Origin of the sequence: Streptomyces sp. NPDC001231 (assembly GCF_042896885.1) — a bacterium.
In the GTDB taxonomy this organism is placed as follows: Bacteria; Actinomycetota; Actinomycetes; order Streptomycetales; family Streptomycetaceae; genus Streptomyces.
Genome location: NZ_JBIAXS010000006.1, coordinates 1 through 25,275 on the forward strand (window position 1 = coordinate 1; position 25,275 = coordinate 25,275).

At 72.2% G+C, this 25,275-nt stretch carries 20 protein-coding genes and 2 pseudogenes; 13 read left to right on the forward strand and 9 right to left on the reverse strand.

Features of this window, described 5'->3' with window-relative positions; genetic code table 11:
* On the reverse strand, positions 1-723 hold a 723-nt coding region (locus ACFY3J_RS09115; RefSeq protein WP_390840634.1), incomplete at its 3' end, for a maltotransferase domain-containing protein.
* A gap of 346 nt (positions 724-1,069) precedes the next feature.
* Between ACFY3J_RS09115 and ACFY3J_RS09120 the strand changes: the two genes are divergently transcribed.
* On the forward strand, positions 1,070-3,688 hold the full coding sequence (locus ACFY3J_RS09120; protein ID WP_384182222.1) for a glycosyltransferase family 1 protein: 2,619 nt from the start codon (positions 1,070-1,072) through the stop codon (positions 3,686-3,688).
* Between the two features lie 124 nt (positions 3,689-3,812).
* Here ACFY3J_RS09120 and ACFY3J_RS09125 read toward each other — a convergent pair whose 3' ends face one another.
* The 6 genes and pseudogenes from ACFY3J_RS09125 to ACFY3J_RS09150 form a co-directional block, all read right to left on the reverse strand.
* Complete coding sequence (locus tag ACFY3J_RS09125) at positions 3,813-4,331, reverse strand: DUF1990 family protein (RefSeq protein WP_384182225.1); 519 nt, start codon at positions 4,329-4,331, stop codon at positions 3,813-3,815.
* Between the two features lie 72 nt (positions 4,332-4,403).
* Positions 4,404-6,062 carry a M4 family metallopeptidase gene (locus tag ACFY3J_RS09130; RefSeq protein WP_384182228.1) on the reverse strand — a complete coding sequence of 553 codons (1,659 nt, stop codon included), beginning with the start codon at positions 6,060-6,062 and terminating at the stop codon, positions 4,404-4,406.
* A 379-nt stretch (positions 6,063-6,441) separates the two neighbouring features.
* Positions 6,442-6,822: pseudogene (locus ACFY3J_RS09135) on the reverse strand (ABC transporter ATP-binding protein); the annotation flags it as partial.
* 31 nt (positions 6,823-6,853) lie between these two features.
* Positions 6,854-7,200, reverse strand: a pseudogene (locus tag ACFY3J_RS09140) (ABC transporter ATP-binding protein); the annotation flags it as partial.
* Positions 7,201-7,221: 21 nt separating this feature from the next.
* Positions 7,222-9,081: an ABC transporter ATP-binding protein gene (locus ACFY3J_RS09145; RefSeq protein WP_390840635.1), complete on the reverse strand. Its 1,860-nt coding sequence runs from the start codon at positions 9,079-9,081 to the stop codon at positions 7,222-7,224.
* Entirely contained in the window at positions 9,078-11,030 is a 1,953-nt protein-coding gene (locus ACFY3J_RS09150) for an ABC transporter ATP-binding protein (RefSeq protein ID WP_390840636.1), read from the reverse strand. Before ACFY3J_RS09150 ends, ACFY3J_RS09145 begins: the two co-directional genes overlap by 4 nt.
* A 208-nt stretch (positions 11,031-11,238) precedes the next feature.
* Between ACFY3J_RS09150 and ACFY3J_RS09155 the strand changes: the two genes are divergently transcribed.
* From ACFY3J_RS09155 to ACFY3J_RS09170, 4 genes are read left to right on the forward strand one after another with little or no spacing between them, the layout of a single operon-like run.
* On the forward strand, positions 11,239-12,141 hold the full coding sequence (locus ACFY3J_RS09155) for an ABC transporter ATP-binding protein (protein WP_390840637.1): 903 nt from the start codon (positions 11,239-11,241) through the stop codon (positions 12,139-12,141).
* Positions 12,138-12,887 (forward strand): ABC transporter permease, encoded by a 750-nt coding sequence (locus ACFY3J_RS09160; RefSeq protein WP_390840638.1) that lies wholly within the window; start codon positions 12,138-12,140, stop codon positions 12,885-12,887. The genes ACFY3J_RS09155 and ACFY3J_RS09160 overlap by 4 nt, the downstream gene beginning before the upstream one ends.
* 25 nt (positions 12,888-12,912) lie before the next feature.
* A complete protein-coding gene (locus ACFY3J_RS09165; protein ID WP_390840639.1) occupies positions 12,913-14,163 on the forward strand; it encodes a sensor histidine kinase in 1,251 nt (416 codons plus the stop codon).
* Positions 14,153-14,818, forward strand: coding sequence for a response regulator (locus ACFY3J_RS09170; RefSeq protein ID WP_384182245.1), 666 nt, complete (start codon positions 14,153-14,155; stop codon positions 14,816-14,818). Before ACFY3J_RS09165 ends, ACFY3J_RS09170 begins: the two co-directional genes overlap by 11 nt.
* Here ACFY3J_RS09170 and glgX read toward each other — a convergent pair.
* On the reverse strand, positions 14,802-17,063 hold the full coding sequence (gene glgX, locus ACFY3J_RS09175) for a glycogen debranching protein GlgX (RefSeq protein WP_390840640.1): 2,262 nt from the start codon (positions 17,061-17,063) through the stop codon (positions 14,802-14,804). The two genes, ACFY3J_RS09170 and glgX, sit on opposite strands and share 17 nt — an antisense overlap.
* 553 nt (positions 17,064-17,616) lie before the next feature.
* On the opposite strand from glgX, the gene ACFY3J_RS09180 reads away from it, so the two are divergent.
* The 8 genes from ACFY3J_RS09180 (at position 17,617) to ACFY3J_RS09215 (ending at position 24,646) form a co-directional block, all read left to right on the forward strand.
* On the forward strand, positions 17,617-18,861 hold the full coding sequence (locus ACFY3J_RS09180) for an Ig-like domain-containing protein (protein WP_384182249.1): 1,245 nt from the start codon (positions 17,617-17,619) through the stop codon (positions 18,859-18,861).
* A gap of 88 nt (positions 18,862-18,949) precedes the next feature.
* Positions 18,950-19,717, forward strand: a complete 768-nt coding sequence (locus tag ACFY3J_RS09185; RefSeq protein ID WP_390840641.1) for an enoyl-CoA hydratase/isomerase family protein — start codon at positions 18,950-18,952, stop codon at positions 19,715-19,717.
* Between the two features lie 272 nt (positions 19,718-19,989).
* Complete coding sequence (locus ACFY3J_RS09190) at positions 19,990-20,493, forward strand: ATP-binding protein (RefSeq protein ID WP_172632834.1); 504 nt, start codon at positions 19,990-19,992, stop codon at positions 20,491-20,493.
* 83 nt (positions 20,494-20,576) lie between these two features.
* The gene (locus ACFY3J_RS09195; RefSeq protein ID WP_390840642.1) at positions 20,577-21,371 is read left to right on the forward strand and encodes a polysaccharide deacetylase family protein; all 795 of its coding nucleotides are present in this window, start codon (positions 20,577-20,579) and stop codon (positions 21,369-21,371) included.
* The gene (locus ACFY3J_RS09200; protein WP_384182257.1) at positions 21,371-22,555 is read left to right on the forward strand and encodes a hypothetical protein; all 1,185 of its coding nucleotides are present in this window, start codon (positions 21,371-21,373) and stop codon (positions 22,553-22,555) included. The genes ACFY3J_RS09195 and ACFY3J_RS09200 overlap by 1 nt, the downstream gene beginning before the upstream one ends.
* Before the next feature lie 97 nt (positions 22,556-22,652).
* Entirely contained in the window at positions 22,653-22,892 is a 240-nt protein-coding gene (locus ACFY3J_RS09205) for a hypothetical protein (protein WP_384182260.1), read from the forward strand.
* 57 nt (positions 22,893-22,949) lie between these two features.
* On the forward strand, positions 22,950-23,870 hold the full coding sequence (locus ACFY3J_RS09210) for a MerR family transcriptional regulator (RefSeq protein ID WP_384182263.1): 921 nt from the start codon (positions 22,950-22,952) through the stop codon (positions 23,868-23,870).
* Positions 23,871-23,983: 113 nt separating this feature from the next.
* Positions 23,984-24,646 carry an NADPH-dependent F420 reductase gene (locus ACFY3J_RS09215; protein WP_390840643.1) on the forward strand — a complete coding sequence of 221 codons (663 nt, stop codon included), beginning with the start codon at positions 23,984-23,986 and terminating at the stop codon, positions 24,644-24,646.
* 34 nt (positions 24,647-24,680) lie between these two features.
* Here ACFY3J_RS09215 and ACFY3J_RS09220 read toward each other — a convergent pair whose 3' ends face one another.
* Positions 24,681-25,235: a glycoside hydrolase family 25 protein gene (locus ACFY3J_RS09220; protein ID WP_390840644.1), complete on the reverse strand. Its 555-nt coding sequence runs from the start codon at positions 25,233-25,235 to the stop codon at positions 24,681-24,683.
* Positions 25,236-25,275 lie beyond the last annotated feature (40 nt).

A 25,275-nucleotide genomic window follows, 5' to 3' on the forward strand; every position in this document is an offset into this window, starting at 1 on the left:
CAGGGCGAGCGGTGCGGAGGCGGTGACCAGGTCCCGCAGCGGATGCCGGGCCAGGACCGCGTCCACCTCCGGCGTCAACGCCGCCGCCAGCCTGGCCGCGGCCGGCCGGTTCTCGTCCCGCAGCGCCGCCACGGCGGCCAGGACGGTGTCCCGGTCACCGTCGTCCCGCGGCACTCCGGAGGCGGCGCGCTCGTACAGGCGTGCGCCCTCCTCCAGGACCAGGTCGGTGTCCAGACCGGCGGGGATCTTGATCTGCGCGTGCTGGCGCCAGGTGGTGACCGGATCCGCCCAGGCCTCCACCTGGTACGTCCAGTGGCCGGGCTCGCCGGCGGTCACGGTGGCGCCCCAGCGGTCGGTGCCGGGCGCCAGCTCGCGCATCGGCGTCCAGGGGCCGGGGCGGCCCCGTGGATCGCGCAGGACGACGTTCGCGGCCACGGCGTCGTGACCCTCACGGAAGACGGTGGCCGAGATCTCGAACGATTCTCCGGTCACCGCCTTGGCGGGCCTGCGGCCGTGCTGGACGACCGGGCGGACGTCGAGGACGGGTATCCGGCCGACGGCCGTGGTGCCGCCCGTGGGGGACGGCTGCGGGGCCGGCGGGTTCTGCCGGGCGGCGTCCTGGTGGCGGGCCGGCGGCGCGTCGGCGCCGGGCCGGCCGGAGGCGTCGCCGGTGCTGCCCTTGCTGTTTGTCCGTGGTGTTGCCGAGTGGTGCGTGGCGGGCATGACCGCTCCTGTCCGCGTCAACGAGGGTGTGGGCGGATGTGTGTGGGGAGGTGGGTCCTGCGGGGTTCTGCGGGGTCCTGCGTGTGGTGCTGCTGTCGGTGTACCGGAGGAGCCTTCCCACCCTATTCGGGTGAGCAATCCGGCACTTTGTTAACTACTCGCGCGTATCTCCGCACACAAGACCGGTTCAGTCCGGACACGGACGCCACGGGGGTCGAACCGGTCTGTTCAGGTCGATGTCGGACAGTGTCCGAACCCAGCGGTGCCCGCACTCGGACCGGTACGGTTTTGTGTGACGGGGCGCACAGCGCAGTGCGTCCATCCAGCGAACGCGCCGAGGTGGCATGTGAAGGCGATCCGTCGGTTCACCGTCCGTCCCGTTCTCCCCGAGCCCCTGCGCCCGCTCAGCGAGCTGGCCCGCAACCTGCGCTGGTCCTGGCACGCCGAGACCCGTGACCTCTTCCAGTCCGTCGACCCCGAGCGCTGGGCCTCCTCGGGCGGCGACCCCGTACGCCTGCTCGGCAGTGTGCGTGCCGCGCGGCTGACCGAGCTGGCCGGCGACCGCCGCTTCCTGCGCCGGCTGACCGCCGCCGCCGACGACCTGCACGACTACGTGACCGGTGACCGCTGGTACCAGGACCGGTCCGAGGGCCTGCCCGCCGCGGTCGCCTACTTCTCACCCGAGTTCGGCATCACGGCCGCGCTGCCGCAGTACTCCGGCGGCCTCGGCATCCTCGCCGGCGACCATCTGAAGGCGGCCAGCGACCTCGGTGTGCCGCTGATCGGGGTGGGGCTGCTGTACCGGCACGGCTACTTCCGGCAGACCCTGTCCCGGGACGGCTGGCAGCAGGAGCACTACCCGGTGCTGGACCCCAACGAGCTGCCCGTCACCCTGCTGAGGGAGTCCGACGGCGCCCCGGCGCGGGTCTCGCTGGCGCTGCCCGGCGGCAAGGCCCTGCACGCCCGGATCTGGGTCGCCCAGGTCGGCCGGATTCCGCTGCTGATGCTGGACTCCGACGTCGAGGAGAACGACCTCGGCGAGCGCGGGGTGACCGACCGGCTCTACGGCGGCGGCAGCGAGCACCGGCTCCTTCAGGAGATGCTGCTGGGCATAGGAGGGGTGCGGGCGGTGCGGACGTACTGCCGGCTCACGGGCCATCCCGAGCCGGAGGTGTTCCACACCAACGAGGGCCACGCGGGCTTCCTCGGCCTGGAGCGCATCGCCGAGCTGTGCGACCGGGGACTGGACTTCGACTCGGGCCTGGAGGCGGTACGCGCGGGGACCGTCTTCACCACCCACACACCCGTTCCGGCCGGGATCGACCGCTTCGACCGGGAGCTGGTCGCCCGCCACTTCGGGCCCGACGCCGAGCTGCCCCGCATCGACGTCGAGCGGATCCTGCGGCTGGGCATGGAGACGTACCCCGGTGGCGAGCCGAACCTGTTCAACATGGCGGTGATGGGCCTCCGGCTGGCCCAGCGCGCCAACGGCGTCTCGCTGCTGCACGGGAGGGTCAGCCGGGAGATGTTCGCCGGACTGTGGCCGGGATTCGACCCCGAGGAGGTGCCGATCACCTCGGTGACCAACGGAGTGCACGCTCCGACCTGGGTGGCCCCGGAGGTGTTCCGGCTCGGCGCCCGGCAGGTCGGCGCCCAGCGCACCGAGGACGCGCTGACCGTGGGCGGCTCCGACCGCTGGGACGCCGTCGCCGGCATCTCCGACCTGGAGGTCTGGGAGCTGCGCCGGGAACTGCGCGAGCAACTGGTGACGGAGGTGCGCGGCCGGCTGCGGGCCGCCTGGCAGCAGCGCGGCGCCGGGACCGCCGAGCTGGGCTGGATCGACGGCGTCCTCGACCCGGAGGTGCTCACGATCGGCTTCGCGCGCCGGGTCCCGTCGTACAAGCGGCTGACGCTGATGCTGCGTGACCGGGACCGGCTGATGGACCTGCTGCTCCACCCCGAGCGGCCGGTGCAGATCGTGGTCGCGGGCAAGGCGCACCCTGCGGACGACGGCGGCAAACGGCTCATCCAGGAGCTGGTCCGCTTCGCGGACGACCCGCGGGTGCGTCACCGGATCGTCTTCCTGCCGGACTACGGCATGGCGATGGCGCAGAAGCTCTACCACGGCTGCGACGTCTGGCTGAACAACCCGCTGCGGCCGCTGGAGGCGTGCGGGACCTCCGGGATGAAGGCCGCGCTCAACGGCTGTCTGAACCTGTCCGTGCTGGACGGCTGGTGGGACGAGTGGTTCCAGCCGGACTTCGGCTGGGCCATCCCGACCGCGGACGGGGCGGGCACCGACCCGGACCACCGCGACGACGTCGAGGCCGCCGCGCTGTACGACCTGCTGGAGCAGCGGGTCGCGCCCCGCTTCTACGAGCACGGCCGGGACGGGCTGCCCGAGCGGTGGATCGAGATGGTCCGCCGGACCCTGTCCCTGCTCGGCCCGAAGGTGCTGGCGGGCCGCATGGTCCGCGAGTACGTGGAGCGGCTGTACGCTCCCGCCGCCCAGGCCCACCGTTCTCTCGGCCCGGACGCGGCGCGTGAGCTCGCGGCGTGGAAGGCACGGGTGCGTTCGGCGTGGCACGAGGTGACCGTCGACCACGTGGAGACCTCGGCCAGTACGGCCACCGCCGAACTCGGTGCCACCCTCGGCCTGCGGGTGCGTGTGGGGCTGGGCAGCCTCGGCCCGGACGACGTGGAGGTGCAGGCCGTCTCGGGCCGGGTGGACGAGGAGGACCGCATCACCGACGCCACCGCCGTCCCGCTGAAACCCGCGGGCGCCCCCGACTCCGACGGCCGCTGGGTGTACGAGGGCCCTCTGTCCCTGGACCGCACCGGCCCCTACGGCTACACGGTCCGCATCCTCCCCACCCACCGCTTCCTCGCCTCCAACGCGGAACTGGGCCTGGTGACCACCCCACCGGAGGAGGCCGGTGAGCAGGCGGGGGTGCTCCTGCGCTGACCGGGCCGCCGGGCCCCGGCTCCCCGTGACCCTTCGGGTGCCCGCGGGCCCGGCAGCCGATCGCCTGGGCCGCACCACGAGGCGCGTGGGGCGGTGTGTGCCGCGGTGGGATGGGCGGGGCGGGTCATGGCTCCGGGATGTCGGCGCACAGTTTGCGCAGGGTCGTGCCGCAGCGGCGGGCGTAGGCGTGTTGGAGGCCGCGGGCGGCCGGGCCGGCCGCTCGGGCGTACCACTTGGCCGGGCGGCTGAACGCGGTGACCGTGAGCCAGACGGTGCCGTCGCCCGTGCGGTCCACCAGGAACGACTCCTCGCCGCACTCCGGATGGCCGGGCAGGGTGCCGTAGGCCCACCCGGTGCGGCGGGGCTCCTGCTCCGTCCAGACCACGCGGCAGGGGGCCCTGACGACCCCGGCGAGGGTGACGGTGACGTCGACGCCGGGGGCGGCCCGGTCGGCGCTCGCCTCGATGCCGACGCCCAGGGCGCGGTGCATCTCCCACGTCATCACGGCCTCGGAGGCCCGGCGGAACACCTCCTCGCCCTCGCCTATGCGGGTGCGCACGTGCAGAGGCTGGAAGCCGGGCGGGCAGTGACCCTGCTCGCGGGTCGCGCCGACCTCCTCGTAGGTGAAATGTGCCGTCGACATGCGACCCAAGCGTAGGGCGGCCCCCGGGAGGGCTGTCCTCCCGGGGGCCGCCGTCGTTCAACGAGCCGGAGATCAGGTCACGTTGACCGCGGTCCAGGCCGCCGCGACCGTGTTGTACTCGGTGCTGCCGGAGCCGTACAGCGCCGACGCCGCGTTCAGGGTCGCCGTGCGGGCGGCCTTGTAGTTGGTGGTCGACGTCATGTACGTGGTCAGCGCCTTGTACCAGATCTGGAGCGCCTTGGCGCGGCCGATGCCGGTGACCGTGGCGCCGTTGTACGTCGGCGAGTTGTAGCTGACGCCGTTGATCGTCTTCGCGCCGCTGCCCTCCGCGAGGAGGAAGAAGAAGTGGTTCGCGACGCCGGACGAGTAGTGCACGTCCTTGCTGCCCACGGTGGAGGACCAGTAGTCCGCGGAGCCGCCGTCCTTGCTGGGCTTGTCCATGTAGCGCAGCGGGGTGCCGTTGCCGTTGATGTTGATCTTCTCGCCGATGAGGTAGTCACCGGGGTCGGACGCGTTGTTGGCGTAGAACTCCACACCCGTGCCGAAGATGTCGGAGGTGGCCTCGTTCAGGCCGCCGGACTCGCCCGAGTAGTTCAGCCGGGCGGTGTTGGAGGTGACGCCGTGGCTCATCTCGTGGCCGGCGACGTCCAGCGAGGTCAGCGGCTTGACGTTGCCCGCCCCGTCGCCGTAGGTCATGCAGAAGCAGCTGTCGTCCCAGAAGGCGTTGACGTAGTTGTTGCCGTAGTGGACCCGGGAGTAGGCGGCCGTGCCGTTGTTCTTGATGCCGTTGCGGCCGAAGGTGTTCTTGTAGAAGTCCCACGTCGTCTGGGCGCCGTAGGCGGCGTCCGCGGCCGCCGTCTGGTCGGTGGTGGAGCTGGAGGCGGTGCCGGTGCCCCACACGTCGGTGGTGTTGGTGAACAGGGTGCCGGTGCCCGAGGTCTTCCCCGCCAGGTTGTTGGTCTTGTGACCGCCGCGGGTGGTGTCGTACAGCTGGTACGTCGACCCCGACAGGGTGGTGGTGAGGCTGACGGTGCCCGCGTACAGGGTCTTGCCGGTGCCGGTCTCGATGCCCTGGTACTCGAAGAGCTTCTCGCCGGTGGCCGCGTCGGTGATGACGTGGAGCTGGTTCGGCGTGCCGTCCTCCTGGAAGCCGCCGACGACCGTCTCGTAGGCGAGGACCGGCGTGCCGTCGCCCGCCCAGACGACCTTGCGCGGGGCCTGGTCGGTGGTGGTCTTCTCCGAGCCGGCGGCCTGCGCCAGGGTCACCGCCTGCTTCTCGGCCTTGGCGGTGGCGACCTTCGGGGTGAGCGTGGCGACCTTGATGGTCGCCTTGGTCGCTCTGGTCACGCCCTGGGTCTTGCCGGCCTTGGAGGTGTGGACGACCAGGTCGCCGCCGAGGACGGGCAGCCCGGCGTAGGTGCGCTCGTAGCGGGTGTGCACGGTGCCGTCGGCGTCCTGGACGACGTCCCTGGCGACCAGCTCCTCCTTGGCGCCGAGGCCTATCTCCTGGGCGGTTCCGGAGGCGTCGGCCTGCGCCTGCTGGATCAGCGAGGTGCGGGCGGCGTTGGTCAGGAAGGTGGGGGCGGCGGCGAGGTGGGCCGCGCCGGTGGATTCGGCCGTGGTCTGGGCCGAGGCACTGGTGGTCAGACCGGTGCTGAGGAGGGCTCCGGCGGCGACAGCGGTGGCGGCGGCCAGAGTGATGCGCTTGTGACGCGCGTAGCGGGGAGTCACACAAGCTCCTTATGTGGGGGTGATCCGGTACGGCGTGGGGCTGCCGGCCCGGATCGGGGGTGAGGGTGCTGTGCTCGTGCGGCGGGTGGAGGAAGAGTGGCACCAACGACGCGTACATGTCAGTGCCCCGAAGTGATGTTGGCCGAAAAATGACTGTCCGGTAAATGTTGCGGCGTCATGAACGGACCTCGGCAAGCCGCTTGGACCTCGGCGGTGGCGCCCGAGGTCCCGGCCCCGGGGTGGGTCAAGGGCGAGGTGGTTTTCAGCCATCGGGACGGCCGGATCGATGCGGAGGTCGCCGCGCCGGGAGGGCCCGATGTCGACCGAAACCCGAGGGTTCGTGCGGCCTGTCGCGGCCGCGGGTGACCCGCGGAGGCCGCTACGAGACCGCGCCGCCGCCCTCACCCGGCGGCGTCGCGCCGTTCCCGTGCCAGGTGTGCCACAGGGCTGCGTACGCCCCGCCGGAGGCCACCAGGTCGTCGTGGGTGCCCAGTTCGGTCGGACGGCCGTCCTCCATGACGGCGACCCGGTCGGCGTCGTGCGCGGTGTGGAGGCGGTGGGCGATGGCGATGACCGTGCGGCCCCGGAGCACGGCGGTGAGGGCCCGCTCGGTGTGGCGCGCCGTGGCCGGGCCGAGCAACGCCGTGGCCGCGTCCAGGACCAGGGTGTGCGGGTCGGCCAGTACCGCACGGGCGAGGGCGAGTTGCTGGGCCTGCGAGCCGTCGGTGCGGTGACCGGCCGCACCCAGCCCGGTGTCCAGGTGGCGGCGAGGGGCCCGGGAGGCTCTCCCGGGCCCCTCGCCGTGCCGGACGGGCCACGACGACCTTGACGGTGCGGAAGTTGGCGTCCATCCGCACCCGGGTCGTCGTGCGGTGCCGCATGACGCTCAGCCAGGCGTTGAACGCCCCGACCACAGCAGCCCGGTCCAGCCGGCCGGCGCGGCCATGTTCCCCGGCTGGAGCCCGTCGTCGATCGCCCGGGACATCAGACAGGGCGTCGCCGCAAGCAGCACCATCCACACACTGGCCGGCACCGCCCCGGCCGCCGGCCGGCCCGGCCGGCGCAGCACCAGCCACCACAGGTACCGCCGGCCGCCCCGGCAGTCGGGTGTCCCGGGATCCTCGTAGGCGTCGATCACCGCTTCCCCGGTCCTCTCCGCTCAGGCCAGGCTGTCGCGCCAGGCGCGGTGCAGGTCGGCGAAGCGGCCCGTGCCCGCGATGAGTTCGGCCGGGGCGCCGTCCTCCACGATCCGGCCGTGCTCCATCACCAGCACCCGGTCGGCGATCTCCACGGTGGACAGGCGGTGGGCGATCACCACGGCCGTACGCCCCCGCAGCACCGTGGCCATCGCCGTCTGCACCGCCCGTTCACCCGGGATGTCCAGCGAGCTGGTCGCCTCGTCGAGAATGAGCACCGCCGGATCGGCGAGCAACGCCCTCGCAAAGGAGACCAGTTGCCGCTGGCCCGCGGAGATGCGGCCGCCCCGCTTGCGTACGTCCGTGTCGTAGCCGTCGGGCAGGGCGCTGATGAAGTCGTGCGCGCCGATCGCCTTCGCCGCCTGCTCGATCTCCTCACGGGTGGCCTCCGGGCGGCCGATCGCGATGTTCTCCGCGACCGTGCCGGAGAACAGGAAGGCCTCCTGCGTCACCATGACCACCCCGCGCCGCAGTTCGGACACGCCGAGTTCGCGCAGGTCCACCCCGTCGAGCAGCACGCGCCCGGCGGAGGGGTCGTAGAAGCGGGCCAGCAGCTTGGCCAGGGTGGACTTGCCCGCGCCGGTGGAGCCGACCACGGCGACGGTCTGCCCGGCCGGGACGACCAGCTCGAAGCGGGGCAGCACCTCGCCGCCGGTGCGGTAGCCGAAGCCGACCCCGTCGAAGACCACCTCGCGGCCGGGCAGCCCCGACCTCGGCGCCGGGAGCGGCCGGGGCGCCGGCGGCTCGGGCACGGACGGCGTCTGCGCCAGCAAACCCGCGATCTTCTCCAGCGAGGCGGCCGCCGACTCGTAGGAGTTGAGGAACATGCCGAGCCGGTCGATCGGGTCGTACAGCCGGCGCAGGTACAGCACCGCCGCCGCCAGCACCCCCAGCTCCAGCGAGCCGTCCGCCACCCGGTAGGCGCCCCACAGCACGATCACCGCGACCGTCGTGTTGGCCACCAGCCGGGAGCCGACGACATAACGGGCCATCTCCAGCAGGGCGTCGCCGTTGGTGCGCTCGTGGCGCCGGTTCAGGACGCGGAAACCGGCGTCGTTGGCGGCCTCGCGGCGGAACGCGCGCACCGGCCGGATGCCGTTCATCGTCTCCACGAACTTCACGATCACCGCGGCGATCGCGGTCGACCGCTCCTGGAACACCCGCCCCGCGCGCCGCCGGTACGCCCGGATCAGCAGGTGCAGCGGCACGAAGGACGCCACCGCCACCGCGCCGAGCCCCAGGTCCAGCCACAGCAGCATCGCCGAGATGCAGACGAAGGACAGCACGACCGAGACGAGCTCGTCGAGCCCTTCGCCGAGCAGTTCGCGCAGCGACTCCACGTCCGTGGTGGAGCGGGAGATCAGCCGGCCCGAGGTGTAGCGCTCGTGGAAGTCCACGCTGAGCGCCTGCCCGTGGCGGAAGATCCGGCCCCGCAGATCCAGCAGCACGTCCTGGCTGACCCGGGCCGAGGCGATGACGAACGCCCACTGGAGTGCGCCGGAGGCGAGCGCGCACAGCAGATAGCCGACCGCCACCGCGACCAGCGGACCGCGGTCGTGGTCGCGGAACGCCGGTACGGCGGTGTCGATCGCGTACGCCACCAGCAACGGGCCCGCCTGGACGGCCGCCTGCTGGAGCAGTAGCAGGAGCGTGGTGCCGGCGGCCCGGGCCTTCATGGGCGCGAGCAGGGAGCGCAGCAGGGCGGAGGTGGCGCCCGGGGGAGTGGGCAGGACGTCGCGGTCGAAGGGGTCGCCGGTGTCCTCGGGGCGCGGCGGGTCCTGCTCGTCCCCGGCGGCCGGTACGGGCTTCGTGGGGGCCGTCATCGCTCGTCGTCCTCTTCTTGCGGTTCCTGCGGTTCCTGCGGTTCCTGCGGTTCCTGCGGTTCCTGCGGTTCTCCCGGCTCTCCCGGCTCTCCCGCTTCTTGTGGTGCTTCCGGCGAGCGTCCGCCCGACATCAGGTGGGCGTACTCGGCGTTGGTGCTGAGCAGTTCGTGGTGGGTGCCCACGGCGGTGATCCGGCCGTCGGAGAGCAGGGCGACCCGGTCGGCGAGCAGGACCGTGGAGGGGCGGTGCGCCACGATCAGGGCGGTGGTGTCGGACAGGACCTGGCGCAGGGCCGCCTCCACGGCCGCCTCGGTGTGCACGTCCAGGGCGGACAGCGGGTCGTCCAGGATCAGGAACCGGGGCCGCCCGACGACGGCACGGGCCAGTGCGAGGCGCTGCCGCTGGCCCCCGGAGAGGCTGAGGCCCTGCTCGCCCACCTGGGTCGCGGTGCCCTGGGGGAGGGCGTGCGCGAAGCCGGCCTGGGCGACGGACAGCGCGCGGTCCAGTTCGGCGTCCCCCGCGCTGCCGTCGGTGCCCATCAGGACGTTGTCGCCGACGCTCGCCGAGAACAGGGTCGGCTCCTCGAAGGCCACCGCGACCATCGAGCGCAGTTCCTCGCGGGACATCGCGGTGATGTCCTCGCCGTCCAGCGTGATCCGCCCCGAGGTCACCTCGTGGAGGCGGGGGACGAGCGCCGTCAGTGTCGTCTTGCCGCTTCCGGTCGCCCCGACCAGGGCCATCGACTCACCGGGGCGGATGTGCAGGTCGATACGGTCCAGGAGGGGCTGGGAGCCGGGCGGGGCGTCGGGGTAACGGAAGCGGACGTTGTCGAAGCGGAGCCCTTCGCGCGCCGGGTCCGGCGTCGCCGGGCCGCGCGAGCCGCCGCCCGGCACGGGCGTACGCGCGCCGCGCACCGCCGGCTCCCCGGACTCCGGTTCCTCGTCCATCACTTCGAAGTACCGCTCGGTCGCGGTCGCCGCCTCCTGGCTCATCGCCAGCAGGAAGCCGATCGACTCCACCGGCCAGCGCAGGGCGAGCGCCGTGGACAGGAAGGCGACCAGCGTCCCCGCCGAGAGAGCGCCCGAGGCGACCTGCACCGCGCCCACCACCAGCGTGGCCCCGATGGCCACCTCCGGCAGGGTCATGATGACCGCCCAGATGGCCGCCAGCAGCCGGGCCTTGCGCAGCTCCGTGCCCCGCAGGGTCCGCGACAGGTCGCGGAACGCCCGCGCCTGACTGCGGTGCCTGCCGAACCCCTTGATGACGCGGATGCCGAGCACGCTCTCCTCGACCACCGTCGTCAGGTCCCCGACCTGGTCCTGCGCCAGTCGCGCCACATGCGCGTACCGCTTCTCGAAGACCGCGCTCAACGCGATCAGCGGCACGGCGGGCGCCAGCATCACCAGCCCCAGCGTCCAGTCCTGCATCAGCATGATGACCACGCCCACGAGGATCGTGACCCCGTTGACCAGCAGGAACGTCAACGGGAAGGCGAGGAACATGCGCAGCAGCATCAGGTCCGTCGTGCCCCGGGACAGCAACTGCCCGGACGCCCACCGGTCGTGGAAGGCGACCGGCAGCCGCTGCAGATGCCGGTACAGGTCCGCCCGCATCTCCGCCTCGACGTTCGACAGCGGCCGCGCCACCAGCCACCGCCGCAGCCCGAACAGCAGCGCCTCGCCCACCCCGAGCAGCAGCAGGTACAGCGCGCCGAGCCACACGCCGCGCGGATCACGGTCGGCGATCGGCCCGTCCACCATCCACTTCAGGACGAGCGGGATCACCAGCCCCACACAGGAGGCGACGACCGCGATGAACGCGGCGGTGAACAGCCGTACGCGGACGGGCCGCACGTACGGCCACAGGCGCAGCAGGGCACGGACGGCCGAACGGCCGGTCGGACCGGGGGAGTCGGTGCGGTCCTCGGGGGTGTCAGGTGTCGTGGGCATCACGGGCGAGCCTACGGACCGGCGCCGACATCTCCTACCGAGTTTTGACCGGACCGGACTCCGCCGCTGGTCCTACGACCTGCGTGTTCGACCGCGGGACCCATGCCGGGCCCGGTCCGGTCGTAGTGCCGCATCAACCGATCGGCTGATGCGGCTTCGAGCGCGCCGGCCGATGTGCGCGGGCCCCGTCCGCCGGGACTCTTGAGCCATGTCCGTCATCGAAGTCAGCGAACTGCGCAAGTCCTACGGCGGCCGGAACGTCGTCGACGGCGTCTCCTTCGCCGTCGAGGAGGGCGAGATCTTCGGCGTTCTCGGCCCGAACGGCGCCGGCAAGACCACCACCGTCGAGTGCGTCGAGGGCCTGCGCGTCCCCGACGCGGGCCGCGTCCGCGTCACCGGCCTCGACCCCGTCGCGGACCACGAACAGGTCGCCCGCGTGCTCGGGGCCCAGCTCCAGCAGAGCGAGTTGCAGGCCAAGCTCACCGTCCGCGAGGCGCTTCAGCTGTACGCGTCCTTCTACCCCGGTCCGGCCGACTGGCGGCCGCTGGCCGAACGCCTCGGTCTGGAGCAGAAGCTCACCACCCGCTTCGCGAAGCTCTCCGGTGGCCAGAAGCAGCGGCTGTTCATCGCGCTCGCCCTCATCGGCAACCCCCGGATCGTCGTGCTCGACGAGCTGACCACCGGGCTCGACCCGCGCGCCCGCCGCGACACCTGGCAGCTCATCGAGGACGTCCGGGCCCGCGGCGTCACCATCCTCCTGGTCACCCACTTCATGGAGGAGGCCCAGCGCCTGTGCGACCGGATCGCCGTCATCGACCGGGGACGCCTCGCCGCCCTGGACACCCCGGACGGCCTGATCCGGCGCTCGGCGGGCGCCACCGTCATCAGCTTCACCCCGTCCGAGCCGCTGGACGAGCATGATCTGAACGCGCTGCCCGAACTCGCCTCCGCGGCGTACAAGGACGGCCGGATCACCCTCTCCGGGACCGACGAGACCGTCAACGCCGTCATCACGCTGCTCGCCCGCCACCACATCACGGCCCATCAACTCCGCGTCACCGACGCCACGCTCGACGACGCCTTCCTGGATCTGACGGAGGTCGAGGCATGAGCAACGCCCTGGTCGACCCGGCCGTACTGCGCGCCGAGATCCGCCTGTTCGGCCGTGAGCCCGGCGCGATCTTCTGGATTCTGCTGTTCCCCACCCTGCTCCTGGTGATCCTCGGCTCCATCCCGTCCTTCCGGGAGGCCGACCAGGCCCTCGGGGGCCTGCGCCCCATCGACGCCTACGTGCCGGTCGCGGTGCTGCTCGGGCTGATCCTCGGCGGGCTCCAGGGCATGCCGCAGGTCCTCACCGGCTACCGCGAACGCGGCATCCTGCGCCGGATGTCCACCACCCCGGTCCGGCCCGCCGCCCTGCTGTCCGCGCACATGGTGGTGTTCGGGGGCGCGGCCCTGACCTCGGCGCTGCTCTCGCTCTCCGTCGGCCGGCTCGCCTTCGACGTGACCCTGCCGAGGCAGCCGTTCGGCTACGTCGTCGCCCTGCTGCCGGCGGTGTTCGCCGCGCTCGCCCTGGGCGCGGTGATCTCCGCGCTGTCCCGCACCACGAGGATCGCGGGCGCGATCGGGTCCGCGGCGCTCTTCCCGATGATGTTCTGCGCGGGTGTGTGGCTGCCGGTGCAGGCCATGCCGGACCTGCTCGCCAGGATCGTCGGCTGGACCCCGTTCGGCGCCGCCGCCCAGGCACTGAACCAGGCGGCCGAGGGCCACTGGCCGGGCTGGTCCCACCTGGGGGTGACGGCCGCGTGGGCGGTGCTGCTCACCGCGGTGGCCGCGCGCTGGTTCCGCTGGGAGTGAACCGGCCGTGCCGGACACTGGTGGGATGACGGACGCGGCGCAACAGCAGCCCCGGGCCTCCTTCGACATGTGGGGGCCCTGGGCGCTGCTGGCCGCCGGTGTCGTCGCGGCGGCCCTGTCCGCCCGCCTGATCGGCATGGACCGGTCGGAGACGGCCGTCTCGGGAGTGCTCGTGGCCGCGGCCGTCGTGCTCCAGGTGGGCTGGGCGAGGGCGAAACGGAAGCGGCCGGGTCCGAGCCGCACCGGTGCCGGCCTCTACTTCCTGCGCTGGGCCATGGGCTTCGTGCTGACCTGGATCAACCCGTTCTTCGCCTTCTACGCCGTGACCGGCTACTACACCGCCGGCCGCGAGCTGCCCCGCCGCCTGGTGATGCCCGGTCTCTTCCTGACCGCCGTCACCATGTCCGGCAGCCAGATCGGCGGCATGCCGCCGCACGGGCTGACCCTGTGGCTCGGCTTCTTCCTGGTCCTGGCCGTCAACATCTGCATGGTCAGTGTGTTCACCCGGTACGCCGAGCAGGAGCAGGCCCGCGCCGTCGTCCAGGCCGACACCATCGCCGAACTGGAGTGCACCAACACGGCGTTGCAGCAGGCCCTCGACGAGAACGCGGCGCTGCACGCCCAACTCCTGGTCCAGGCACGGGAGGCGGGCGTCGCCGACGAGCGCCGCCGGCTCGCGGCCGAGATCCACGACACCCTCGCCCAGGGCCTGACCGGGATCATCGCCCAGCTCCAGGTCGTGGCGAACGCTCCCGACCTGGACACCGCCCGCACCCACCTGGAGCGTGCCTCCGGCCTCGCCCGGCACAGCCTCGGCGAGGCCCGCCGCTCGGTGCACAACCTCGCCCCGGTCGCCCTCGCCGCCGACGGGCTGCCGGAGGCGCTGAAGAAGACGGTCGCCGAATGGGGCGAACGCACTGGCGTACGGGCCGACTTCACCGTCACCGGAACCAGCGCGCAACTGCACGACGAGGTCTCGGCGACCCTGCTGCGCATCGCCCAGGAGGCGCTGTCCAACGCGGCCCGGCACGCCCGCGCCCACCGGGTCGGCGTCACCTTGTCCTTCATGGGCGACGAGGTCTCCCTCGACATCCGCGACGACGGCCAGGGCTTCGACCCCCTCGCCGTGCCCGAACGCACCCGCGCCGGCGGCTTCGGCCTCGACGGCATGCGCGCCCGCGCCGAGCGCATCGCGGGCTCCCTCACGGTCGAGTCGGAGCCGGGGCTCGGCACCGCGGTCTCCGCTCGCGTACCGTTGGTACGCCATGACCGATGACGCCGTGATCTCCCTGCTGATCGTCGACGACCATCCCGTCGTGCGCGACGGCCTGCGCGGCATGTTCGAGTCCGCGCCCGGATTCACCGTCCTCGGCGAGGCCCCGAACGGCGTCGAGGCGGTCCGCAAGGCCGCCGCGCTCGACCCGGACGTGATCCTGATGGATCTGCGCATGCCGGGCGGCTCCGGCGTGGACGCCATCCGCGAGCTGACCCGCCGCGGCGCCCGCGCCCAGGTGCTGGTCCTGACGACGTACGACACCGACTCCGACACCCTGCCCGCGATCGAGGCGGGCGCGACCGGCTACCTGCTCAAGGACGCCCCGCGCGACGAGCTGTTCACCGCCGTCCGCGCCGCCGCCGAGGGCCGTACGGTCCTCTCCCCGGCCGTGGCCTCCCGGCTGGTCTCCGCGGTCCGCGCGCCCGCCCCCGGCAACGAGCCGCTGTCCGCCCGCGAGCGCGAGGTGCTGGCCCTGGTCGCCAAGGGCACCTCCAACCGGGAGATCGCCCGCGAGCTGTTCATCAGCGAGGCCACCGTGAAGACCCACCTCACCCACCTGTACGCCAAGCTCGGCGTCAAGGACCGCGCGGCGGCGGTCGCGGTCGCGTACGACCGGGGCATCCTCGGCCAGGACCTTTCTATTCCGCCACCCTGAGCAGGAGTACGGACCTCGCCGGCACCGTGATCGCGACGCCCGAGACGTGGGCCACGCCCGGCGCCCGGGCCTGCTCCTCACGCGAGGTGTCCACGATCACCTCGTACCGCCGGGCCCACGGAGGCCCCGGCAGGACGAAGCCCACCGGGCGGTCCCCGGCGTGCAGCACCGCCAGGAAGCTGTCGTCGACGATCGGGGCACCGCGCTCGTCGCGGCCCGGGATGTCCCGGCCGGACAGGTACATCCCCAGGGTGGCCGCGGGCGCGTACCAGTCCCCTTCCGTCATCTCCGTGCCGCACGGGGTGAACCAGGCCAGGTCCCGCAGCCCGTCCGCCGAGTGCGCGCGCCCCGAGAAGAACGCGCGGCGGCGCAGCACCGGATGCCGGTGGCGCAGCGCGATCAGACGGGCGGTCAGCTCCGCCAGCTCCCGCCAGCCGGGGTCCTCCAGCAGGCTCCAGTCCAGCCAGCCGGTCTCGTTGTCCTGGCAGTAGGCGTTGTTGTTGCCGCCCTGGGTGCGTCCCAGCTCGTCGCCCGCGACCAGCATCGGCACACCCGTCGACAGCAGCAGGGTGGTCATGAGGTTGCGCAGCTGCCCGCGCCGCAGCGCCCGCACCCGCTCGTCGTCCGTCTCGCCCTCCGCCCCGCAGTTCCAGGAGCGGTTGTCGTCGGTGCCGTCCCGGTTGTCCTCGCCGTTGGCCTCGTTGTGCTTGCGCTCGTAGGACACCAGGTCGCGCAGGGTGAAACCGTCGTGCGAGGTGACGAAGTTGACGGAGGCGTAGGGGCGGCGCCCGCCCCAGGCGTACAGGTCGCTGGAACCCGACAGCCGGTAGCCCATCTCCCGCACGTCCGGCAGCGCGTGCCGCCAGAAGTCCCGCACCGTGTCGCGGTAGCGGTCGTTCCACTCCGTCCACAGCGGCGGGAAGGCGCCCACCTGGTAGCCGCCGGAGCCGACGTCCCACGGCTCGGCGATCAGCTTGACCCGGCGCAGCACCGGGTCCTGCGCGATGACCGCGAGGAACGGCGAGAGCATGTCGACGTCGTGCATGGAGCGGGCCAGCGCGGCGGCGAGGTCGAAGCGGAAGCCGTCCACGCCCATCTCCGTCACCCAGTACCGCAGCGAGTCGGTGATCAGGCGCAGTACGTTCGGCTGGACCACGTGCAGGGTGTTGCCACAACCGGTGTAGTCGGCGTACCTGCGGGCGTCCCGCTGGAGGCGGTAGTAGCGCTGGTTGTCGACGCCCTTCAGGGACAGCGTCGGGCCGTACTCGCCGGCCTCCGCCGTGTGGTTGTAGACCACGTCGAGGATCACCTCGATACCGGCCGCGTGCAGTGCGCGCACCATCCGCTTGAACTCGCCCACCTGGGCCCCCGCGGTGCCGGAGGAGGCGTAGCCGGCGTGCGGGGCGAAGTAGCCGATCGAGTTGTAGCCCCAGTAGTTGCGCAGGCCGCGGCGCAGCAGATGGTCCTCGTGCGCGAACTGGTGCACCGGCAGCAGCTCCACCGCCGTCACGCCCAGCTTCACCAGGTGCTCGATCGCCGCCGGGTGGGCGAGACCGGCGTACGTCCCCCGCAGCTCCCCGGGAATCCCCGGGTGCAGCTTGGTGAAGCCGCGCACATGCAGTTCGTAGATCACCGAGTCCGCCCACGGCGTCCTGGGGCGGCGGTCGTCCGACCAGTCGTCGTCATCGTGGACCACGACGCCCTTGGGCACGTACGGCGCCGAGTCCCGCTCGTCGCGCACGGTGTCCGCGACCTGCTGGTCCGGCCAGTCGCGCACGTGCCCGTAGACCTCCGGCGGCAGCCGGAACTCACCGTCCACCGCGAGCGCGTACGGGTCGAGCAGCAGCTTCGCCGGGTTCCAGCGGGCGCCCGTCCACGGGTCCCAGCGGCCGTGCACCCGGTAGCCGTAGCGCTGCCCCGGCATGACGCCGGGCACGAAACCGTGCCAGGTCTCGTGCGTCAGCTCGGTCAGCGCGACCCTCGTCTCCTCCGCTTCCGGGCCCGGCCCGTCGAACAGGCACAGTTCGACCGCCTCCGCCCCGCCCGCCCACAGCGCGAAGCCGGTGCCCGCCGCCCCGTCCGGGCCGGCCCGGAAACGGGCGCCCAGCGGCGTCGGCGCACCCGGCCACACGGGCACGGCGGGTGGCGGCGCCGCGCGGTGCGCGCCGTTCACGGCGGCGGACGGCCGCCCCTCCTCGGTGGCGCGCCCGCCCGCCACCGCCTCCTGCTCGGCTGCGCTGGACACCAGGGCGGCCCCTCTTTTCGGCTGTGCGGCTCTGTGCGGCTCTTCCGGCTCGTGTCCGCCTCCGGCCCGCCCCCTGCGGCTGACCCCCGGTCGCGGCTCCCCGTCGCGCGGTTCTCCCCACTGTTCTGCCCAGAGCTTGCCTCGCACTCACGTTTCACGGGGGCGGGCCGGTCGTCGGACAGCCCATGAGGCACGTAAGCGGGCGCGCACGGCGCACGGGGCGGCGCCGACCGCCGTACCGACTTGGGCGGCACTGGTTCGGCAGGGCCCGACTCGACGTCCGGCCACGCCAGTTCCGGACTCCGGGCCCCCAAATCAGCGTCCAGCCACGTCTGAAGGGCGTCGAGGAGGAATGGAAGACGCACAGCGCGGTCAAGTAACCGGGTGGGAGACGGCGTCGAGGCGCGGGCGGTGTTGACGGTAGCTGTTGAACTTGGGACGGAACAGTGACAATCGCCTGACAACTCGCCTCTGACCTTGTGGTTAATATGCGCCAGAGCGCGTACGGCGCGCTGGGGTTACGGGTCGGGCCGGCCCGGGGAGGGGAGTACAAGTGAACGTGCGGCCGATATCGGGGGCGTCGGTGGATGCGCGGGGACGACGGGGAAGCAAGGGGCTGCTGGCGCTGGCCTCCGGGGTGCTGCTTCTCGCCGTCACCGCGTGCGGCGGAGGGGGCGCCCAGGGGCCGGCGTCCAGTGGGGGGAAGGGCAAGGGGTCCGAGACGGCCCGCAGCGAGCAGTCGCAGGCGGTCGTGACCATCGCGCCCGAGAACGGCGCCAAGTCCGTCGACACCAGCGGCGCCCTCAAGGTCGGTGCGACCAAGGGCAAGCTGACCCAGGTCGTCGTCAAGGACACCAAGGGCACCGCGATAGCCGGGCGGATATCCGCCGACGGCTCCGCGTGGACCCCGGACATCCACCTGGCCGCCTCGACCAGGTACACGGTGCACGCCCTCGCCAAGGACTCCGAGGGCCGTGAGGCGGCCGAGGACTCCAGCTTCACCACACTGACGCCGCAGAACACGTTCGTCGGCTACTTCACTCCCGAGGACGGCTCCACCGTCGGCGTCGGAATGCCGTTCTCCCTCCGCTTCACCCGGGGCATCACGGCCCCGAAGGCCGTCGAGAAGGCGATCGAGATCAAGACCGAGCCGGCCGTCGAGGTCGCCGGCCACTGGTTCGGCAACGACCGCCTCGACTTCCGGCCCGAGCAGTACTGGAAGGCCGGCACCAAGGTCACCGTCAAGCTCAACTTCGACGGCGTCGAGGGCCGCCCCGGCGTCTACGGCAAGCAGACCAAGACCGTCTCCTTCACCATCGGCCGCAACCAGGTCTCCGTGGTCGACGCCAAGAAGCACACGATGAAGGTCATGCGGGAGGGCAAGGTCGTCAAGACCCTCCCCATCACCGCGGGAGCGCCGGGCACCGCCACCTGGAACGGCCAGATGGTCATCACCGAGAAGCTCACGGTGACCCGCATGAACGGCGAGACGGTCGGCTTCGGCGGCGAGTACGACATCAAGGACGTCCCGCACGCCATGCGCCTGACCACCTCCGGCACCTTCATCCACGGCAACTACTGGGGCGGCGGCGCCTTCGGCAACTACAACGCCAGCCACGGCTGCATCGGCCTGCGCGACGTGCGCGGCGGCTACGACAGCGGGGTGCCGGCCGCCTGGTTCTTCAACCGCTCGATGATCGGCGACGTGGTCGTCGTGAAGAACTCCCAGGACCGGACCGTCGCCCCGGACAACGGGATGAACGGCTGGAACATGTCCTGGGAGGACTGGAAGGCCTGACCCTTCCCCGACGGCTCCGCAGACGGCTCCGCCCGGTGTGATCGACCGCACCGGGCGGGTTGCCGTTAGCGCCGGTTAACCTGCACTCATGACCGTATCTCTGGAAGTCGCCGAGGGCGTCGGCACGCTGCGCCTGGACCGCCCGCCCATGAACGCGCTCGACGTCGCGACGCAGGACCGGATCAAGGAACTCGCCGAGGAGGCCACCCGCCGCGAGGACGTGCGCGCCGTGGTGATCTACGGCGGCGAGAAGGTGTTCGCGGCCGGCGCGGACATCAAGGAGATGCAGGTGATGGGCCACGCGGCGATGGTCGTGCGGGCCCGCGCCCTGCAGGACTCCTTCACCGCCGTGGCCCGCATCCCCAAGCCGGTGGTCGCCGCGGTCACGGGCTACGCGCTGGGCGGCGGCTGCGAGCTCGCGCTCTGCGCGGACTACCGCATCGCCGCCGACAACGCCAAGCTCGGCCAGCCGGAGATCCTGCTCGGCCTCATCCCCGGCGCGGGCGGCACTCAGCGGCTGTCCCGGCTGATCGGCCCCTCCCGGGCCAAGGACCTCATCTTCACGGGCCGTCAGGTCAAGGCCGACGAGGCCCTCACCTTCGGCCTGGTGGACCGCGTGGTCCCGGCCGCCGAGGTGTACGAGGCCGCGCACGCCTGGGCCGCCCGGCTCGCGCAGGGACCCGCGATCGCGCTGCGCGCCGCCAAGGAGTCGATCGACGCCGGCCTGGAGACGGACCTCGAGACCGGGCTCGCCATCGAGCGCAACTGGTTCGCCGGCCTGTTCGCCACGGAGGACCGCGAGCGCGGCATGCGCAGCTTCGTCGAGGAGGGCCCCGGCAAGGCGAAGTTCCTGTGAATCCTCGCCCGTGGCCTTGCAATTGACGTGACGTCTGATTCGCGCCCCTCGGCGGGCGGTTTGTGGCAGCCTTGAGCCAGCCGTGAGCCTGCCTTGCCGAGGGAGCCGGTCGATTGCCTCCAACCGATCCGTCCGCCCAGGTCAACGGGGCCGCTGACGGGCCCGACGTGTCACCGGCATATGCCGTTCGAATCCCGAGGGCCGAGGCCCCCCGAGGGGCGTATTCCGCCGGAACGCCCCCGAGGGATGCCGTGGGCGGCCATGATGGGGGCATGGCGGGGCTGGAAGGCATCGAACAGCCGCGGGAACAGTCACGTGCGACCGCGGCGCGCTGGTCGCCCGCGGTCGAGGACGAACGGGCGCTCAAGGCGCTGGAGCTGTACGGCAATCCGACGGAGTCCGAGGTTCCGCTCCCGTCCCGCCCCGAATCCGCCGCCACCGCCCGCAGGCTCGCCCAGGTCGTCGTCCTGCGCCAGTGGGGACTGTCCCCGAAACTGGCCGAGGACACCGTTCTGCTCGTCTCCGAACTCGTCGGGAACGCCGTGCGGCACACCGGCGCCCGCGTCTTCGGCCTGCGGATGCGCCGCCGCCGCGGCTGGCTCCGCGTCGAGGTCCGCGACCCCTCCCGAGGGCTGCCCTGCCTGATGCCCGTGCAGGAGCTGGACATCAGCGGGCGCGGCCTGTTCCTCGTCGACAAGCTGTCCGACCGCTGGGGGGTCGACCTGCTGCCGCGGGGCAAGACGACATGGTTCGAGATGCGCGTGGCCGACCGCTGACCGCGCCGGCCGCCATGGCGGACTGACGCTCATCTCGTATCAATACGTGTGAATCGCCCGTTTTCTTGCTCTTCCCCTCTTAAATGGTGCGGGTGACCACGACCGATCGCCGCGGCGTGCTGCGGGCCGGTGCCGGGCTCGTCGCCGGGGGCGCGCTCGCCGCCGGCTGTTCCACCACCGGCGCCGCCCCGTCCGCCACCGCATCCTCGGCCTCCGCCGCCGAGTCCCCGCCCGCCGGCACCCCGCAGGCCGCGCCCACGCCGCGCCCCTTTCCCCGGCAGCCCGCGCAGATCACCCACGGCCCGCGCGACCGGCCCCGTGTCGCCCTCACCTTCCACGGCCAGGGCGACCCCGGGATCGCCCGCAGCCTGCTCACCGAGGCCGAGAAACACGGCGCCCGCCTCACCGTGCTCGCCGTCGGCACCTGGCTCGACCAGTATCCGCAGCTGGCCCGCCGGATCCTCGACGGCGGCCACGACCTCGGCAACCACACCCAGCACCATGTGGCCGTCAACGCCATGGCGGAGGCCGACGCCCGCGCGGAGATCACCGGCTGCGCGGACCGGCTGAAGCGGCTCACCGGCTCGATCGGCACCTGGTTCCGCCCCTCGCGCGCCCCGACCGCCTCCTCGCTGGTCCAGCGGCTGGCCCGGGCAGCCGGGTACCCGCACGTGCTGTCCTACGACGTCGACTCGCTCGACTACACCCGGCCCGGCGCCCCGGCCGTCACCCGCAAGGTCCTGGCGGAGGTCCGCAACGGATCCGTGGTGAGCCTGCACTTCGGATACCCGGACACGGTCACCGCCCTCCCCGACGTACTCACAGAACTCGACCGCCGCGGCCTGCACGCGGTCACCACCACGGAGCTGCTGAGCTGATGCCACCCACTTCCATCGCCCGGGCCCTGACCGCCGGCGCCGCCTGCCTCGCGCTCACCGCGCTGCCCGCCTGCACCGGGGGCTCGAAGAACCACGCCGACGAATCCCTCGGCAGCAAGGAGCCCGCCCGGCCCGCGCAGCAGCAGGTCGTCGACGTGCTGCCCGGCATGCCGCCGGTCCTCGACCCGACCGACGTCTACTCCGCCGACCGACCGGGCAAACTCTCCCCGGTGGTCAAGGACTTCCCGTCCCGCGTCTACGTCCCCAACACCAACTCCAACACCGTCACGGTCATCGACCCCGAGACGTACGAGGTCATCGAGACCATCCCGGTGGGCCGCCAGCCCCAGCACGTCGTGCCGTCCTGGGACCTGAAGACACTGTGGGTCAACAACGACCTCGGCAACTCCCTGACCCCCATCGACCCGAGAACCGGCAAGGCGGGCAAGCCGGTCGACGTGCACGACCCGTACAACCTCTACTTCACGCCCGACGGAAAGTACGCCGTCGTCATGGCCTCCAAGGACCACCAGCTCGTCTTCCGCGACGCGCACACCATGAAGACGGTCAAGGCCGTCCCGGTCACCTGCGCCGGCGTCAACCACGCCGACTTCTCCCTGGACGGCCGCTACTTCATCGTCTCCTGCGAGTTCAGCGCCGAACTGCTCAAGGTCGACACCGCGAAGATGGAGGTCGTCGGACAGCAGAAGCTGGACTTCCGCGGAGCCATGCCGCAGGACGTGAAGATCTCGCCCGACGGCAAGAAGTTCTACGTCGCCGACATGGTGGCCAACGGGCTGTGGATCCTGAACGGCGACACCTTCGGAAAGCCGGGCTTCCTGCCCACCGGCAAGGGCGCCCACGGCCTGTACGTCAGCCGCGACTCCCGCGAGATGTACATCTCCAACCGCGGAGAGGGCACCGTCTCCGTCTTCGACTTCGCCCAGGGCAAGTTGACCAAGAAGTGGCGCCTTCCGCGGGGCGGCAGCCCCGACATGGGCGGCGTCTCCACCGACGGCAAGGTGCTGTGGCTGTCGGGCCGTTACAACTCCGAGGTGTACGCCATCGACACCCGAACCGGCGCCCAGCTCGCCCGCATCAAGGTCGGCAGCGGTCCGCACGGCCTCGCGGTGTACCCCCAGCCGGGCCGCTACTCCCTGGGTCACACGGGCGTCTTCCGCTGACCCGCGGCGGGTTGGCACCGGTCGGACACGGATTGGACACGACACGACCGGGTGACGATCCGCCGTCCGCCGCCGCGGAACCGGGATCGTGCTGCGCGTGATCGCCACTCGTCTGCGGCGGCGGACCACCGCCGCCCCGCTGTCCCTCTCCGCCGTCCTCGCCACCACGGCCGCGACCGCCCCCGCGACCGCGGCCCCGGCACGGACCGCGGCCCGGGCCGCCGCGTCCGCCTGCCCCCGGTTCGACGACAGCGGCGCGTGCCCCGTGGACAGGACGACGAAGACCGAGATCCTGAACGGCTGCGAGAGCAACCCGTCCTACCAGCCGTGGCACTGATCCCCGCCCACCGCTCGTCTTGAGTCTCCAGCCGCTGGAGGGTCCACACTCGCCGACATGACCGAAGACGGCACCGGCCTTCTCACCATCGGCGAGCTGGCCCGGGTCACCGGACTGACCGTACGCACCATCCGCTACTGGTCGGACGAGGGCGCCCTGCCCCCGGTGACCCGCTCCACGGGCGGCTACCGCCTCTACGACGTGGCCTCCGTCGCCCGCCTGGAGCTGATCCGCACCCTGCGCGAGCTGGGCCTCGGCCTGGCCGACGTGCGCAGGGTGCTCGCGGGGGAGCGGACGGTCGCGGAGGTCGCGGCAGCCCACGTGGCCGCGCTGGACGCGCAGATCCGCTCCCTGAAGGTGACCCGGGCGGTGCTGTCGACCGTGGCCCGGCGCGGCTCGAGTGCGGAGGAGATGACCCTGATGAACAAACTGGCCCGGCTGTCGGCGGCCGAACGCAGGCGGATCATGGAGGAGTTCGTGGAGGAGGTGTTCCACGGCCTCGACACCGCCGATCCCGAGATCCGGGAACGTATGCGGCGCACCGCGATGGACCTGCCCGAGGACCCGACACCCGAGCAGGTCGACGCCTGGGTGGAGCTGGCGGAGCTGGTGCGGGACCCGGAGTTCCGGGCCCGGATGCGCAGCGCGGCCGAGTTCAACGCCTCCGACCGCGGCCACGAGACGCCCGCCGGGACGTCCATGTGGTTCGTCAAGCGGCTCGTCCAGCTGACCGGCCAGGCCCTGGAACGCGGCCTGGCCCCGGAGGCACCCGAAGCCGACGAGGTACTGGACGACCTCCTCGGCAACGCCGACCACGCGGCCGTCCTCGCCCGCCTGGAGGCGTCCCACAACACCAGGCTCGCCCGCTACCGCGAGCTGCTGGCGACCCTGAAGGGCACGTCCGCTCCGACGTACGAGACGGAGTTCGCCTGGGTGATCGCCGCCCTGCGGGCCCGCGTGAGCAAACGGAACAGGTGACGCGGAGCACTCGGCCGGCGCCGGATCGGAATAGCCGGCGCCGTCCGGGGGTTTCAACCGACCTGCGAAAGCTGTGCCGGACACCGACCACGGAAAGGCAAGGCGAGCAGGACATGAAGATCGGCATCATCGGTGCGGGCAACATCGGCGGCAACCTCACCCGGCGGCTCACCGCCCTCGGGCACGACGTCTCCGTGGCGAACTCCCGTGGCCCGCAGACACTCACCGCGCTGGCCGAGGAGACCGGCGCGACACCCGTACCCGCACAGGAGGCGGCGCGCGGCGCCGAGGTCGTCGTGGTCACCGTCCCCGTCAAGGCGGTTCCGAACCTGCCGTCCGGGCTGCTCGACGGAGCGGCCGAGGGCGTGACGGTGATCGACACCGGCAACTACTACCCGCGGGAGCGGGACGGCAGGATCGCCGGGATCGAGGACGAGGGGCTCACCGAGAGCCGCTGGACCGAACGCGTGATCGGCCACCCGGTGATCAAGGCGTTCAACGGCACCTACGCCCGCGACCTCCTCGAACGTCCCCGCCCGGCCGGTGCCCCCGACCGCATGGCGCTCCCGGTGGCGGGCGACGACGAGGCGGCCAAGGCGAAGGTGCGGGCGCTCATCGACCAGCTCGGCTTCGACACCGTGGACACCGGCGGTATCGACGACTCCTGGCGCCAGCAGCCCGGCACCCCGGTCTACGGGCTCCAGGCGGGCACCGACACCGTCGCCAAGGCGCTGGCCGAGGCGTCGCCCGAGCGGCTGGCGGAGTTCCGGGGGTAGCCCGTCCGGTCCCGGTCCGCTGCGTCGCCCCGGATCAGACGGCCGCCCACTGCCGCAGCGCCGTCTTGCTGCCGAAGTTCGCCACGTCCTTGTCCAGCGGGTCGTCGGTGTACTGGTGAAAGAGCCACTTGGCCTTGATCCGGGGCTGCCCCGCGGCGACGTAGTCGGCGATCCACAGGCCGTCGCCCGCGTAGGAGGTGGTGTCGATGTTCAGCCAGAAGTTCCTGTTCGTGTAGAGCACGACCCGGTTGTGCGGGCGCAGGGCCTTGACCTCGCGGATGAACGCGTCCTTCTCCGCGTTGCTCGCGTGCGTGCCCTGGCCCGTCGTCTCCCAGTCGACGGCGAGGACGTCCCCGGCCGTCTCGGGTGCGTGGGAGACGAAGTACTCCGCCTGCGCGGTGATGTCGCCCGGCCACAGGAAGTGGTAGAAGCCGAGCACGAGACCGGCGTCGCGGCCGTGCTTGGTCTGGGCGCTGAGCTTGGAGTTGACGTACGAACGGCTCTCCGTCGCCTTGATGAAGACGAAGGAGAGGCCGCTCGTGCCGTAGGTGGAGGACTGGTAGGCGCTCACGTCGATGCCCTGCAGCATGCACACTCCCTGAAGGTGCCGTGGGGGGAGGAGTCATTGG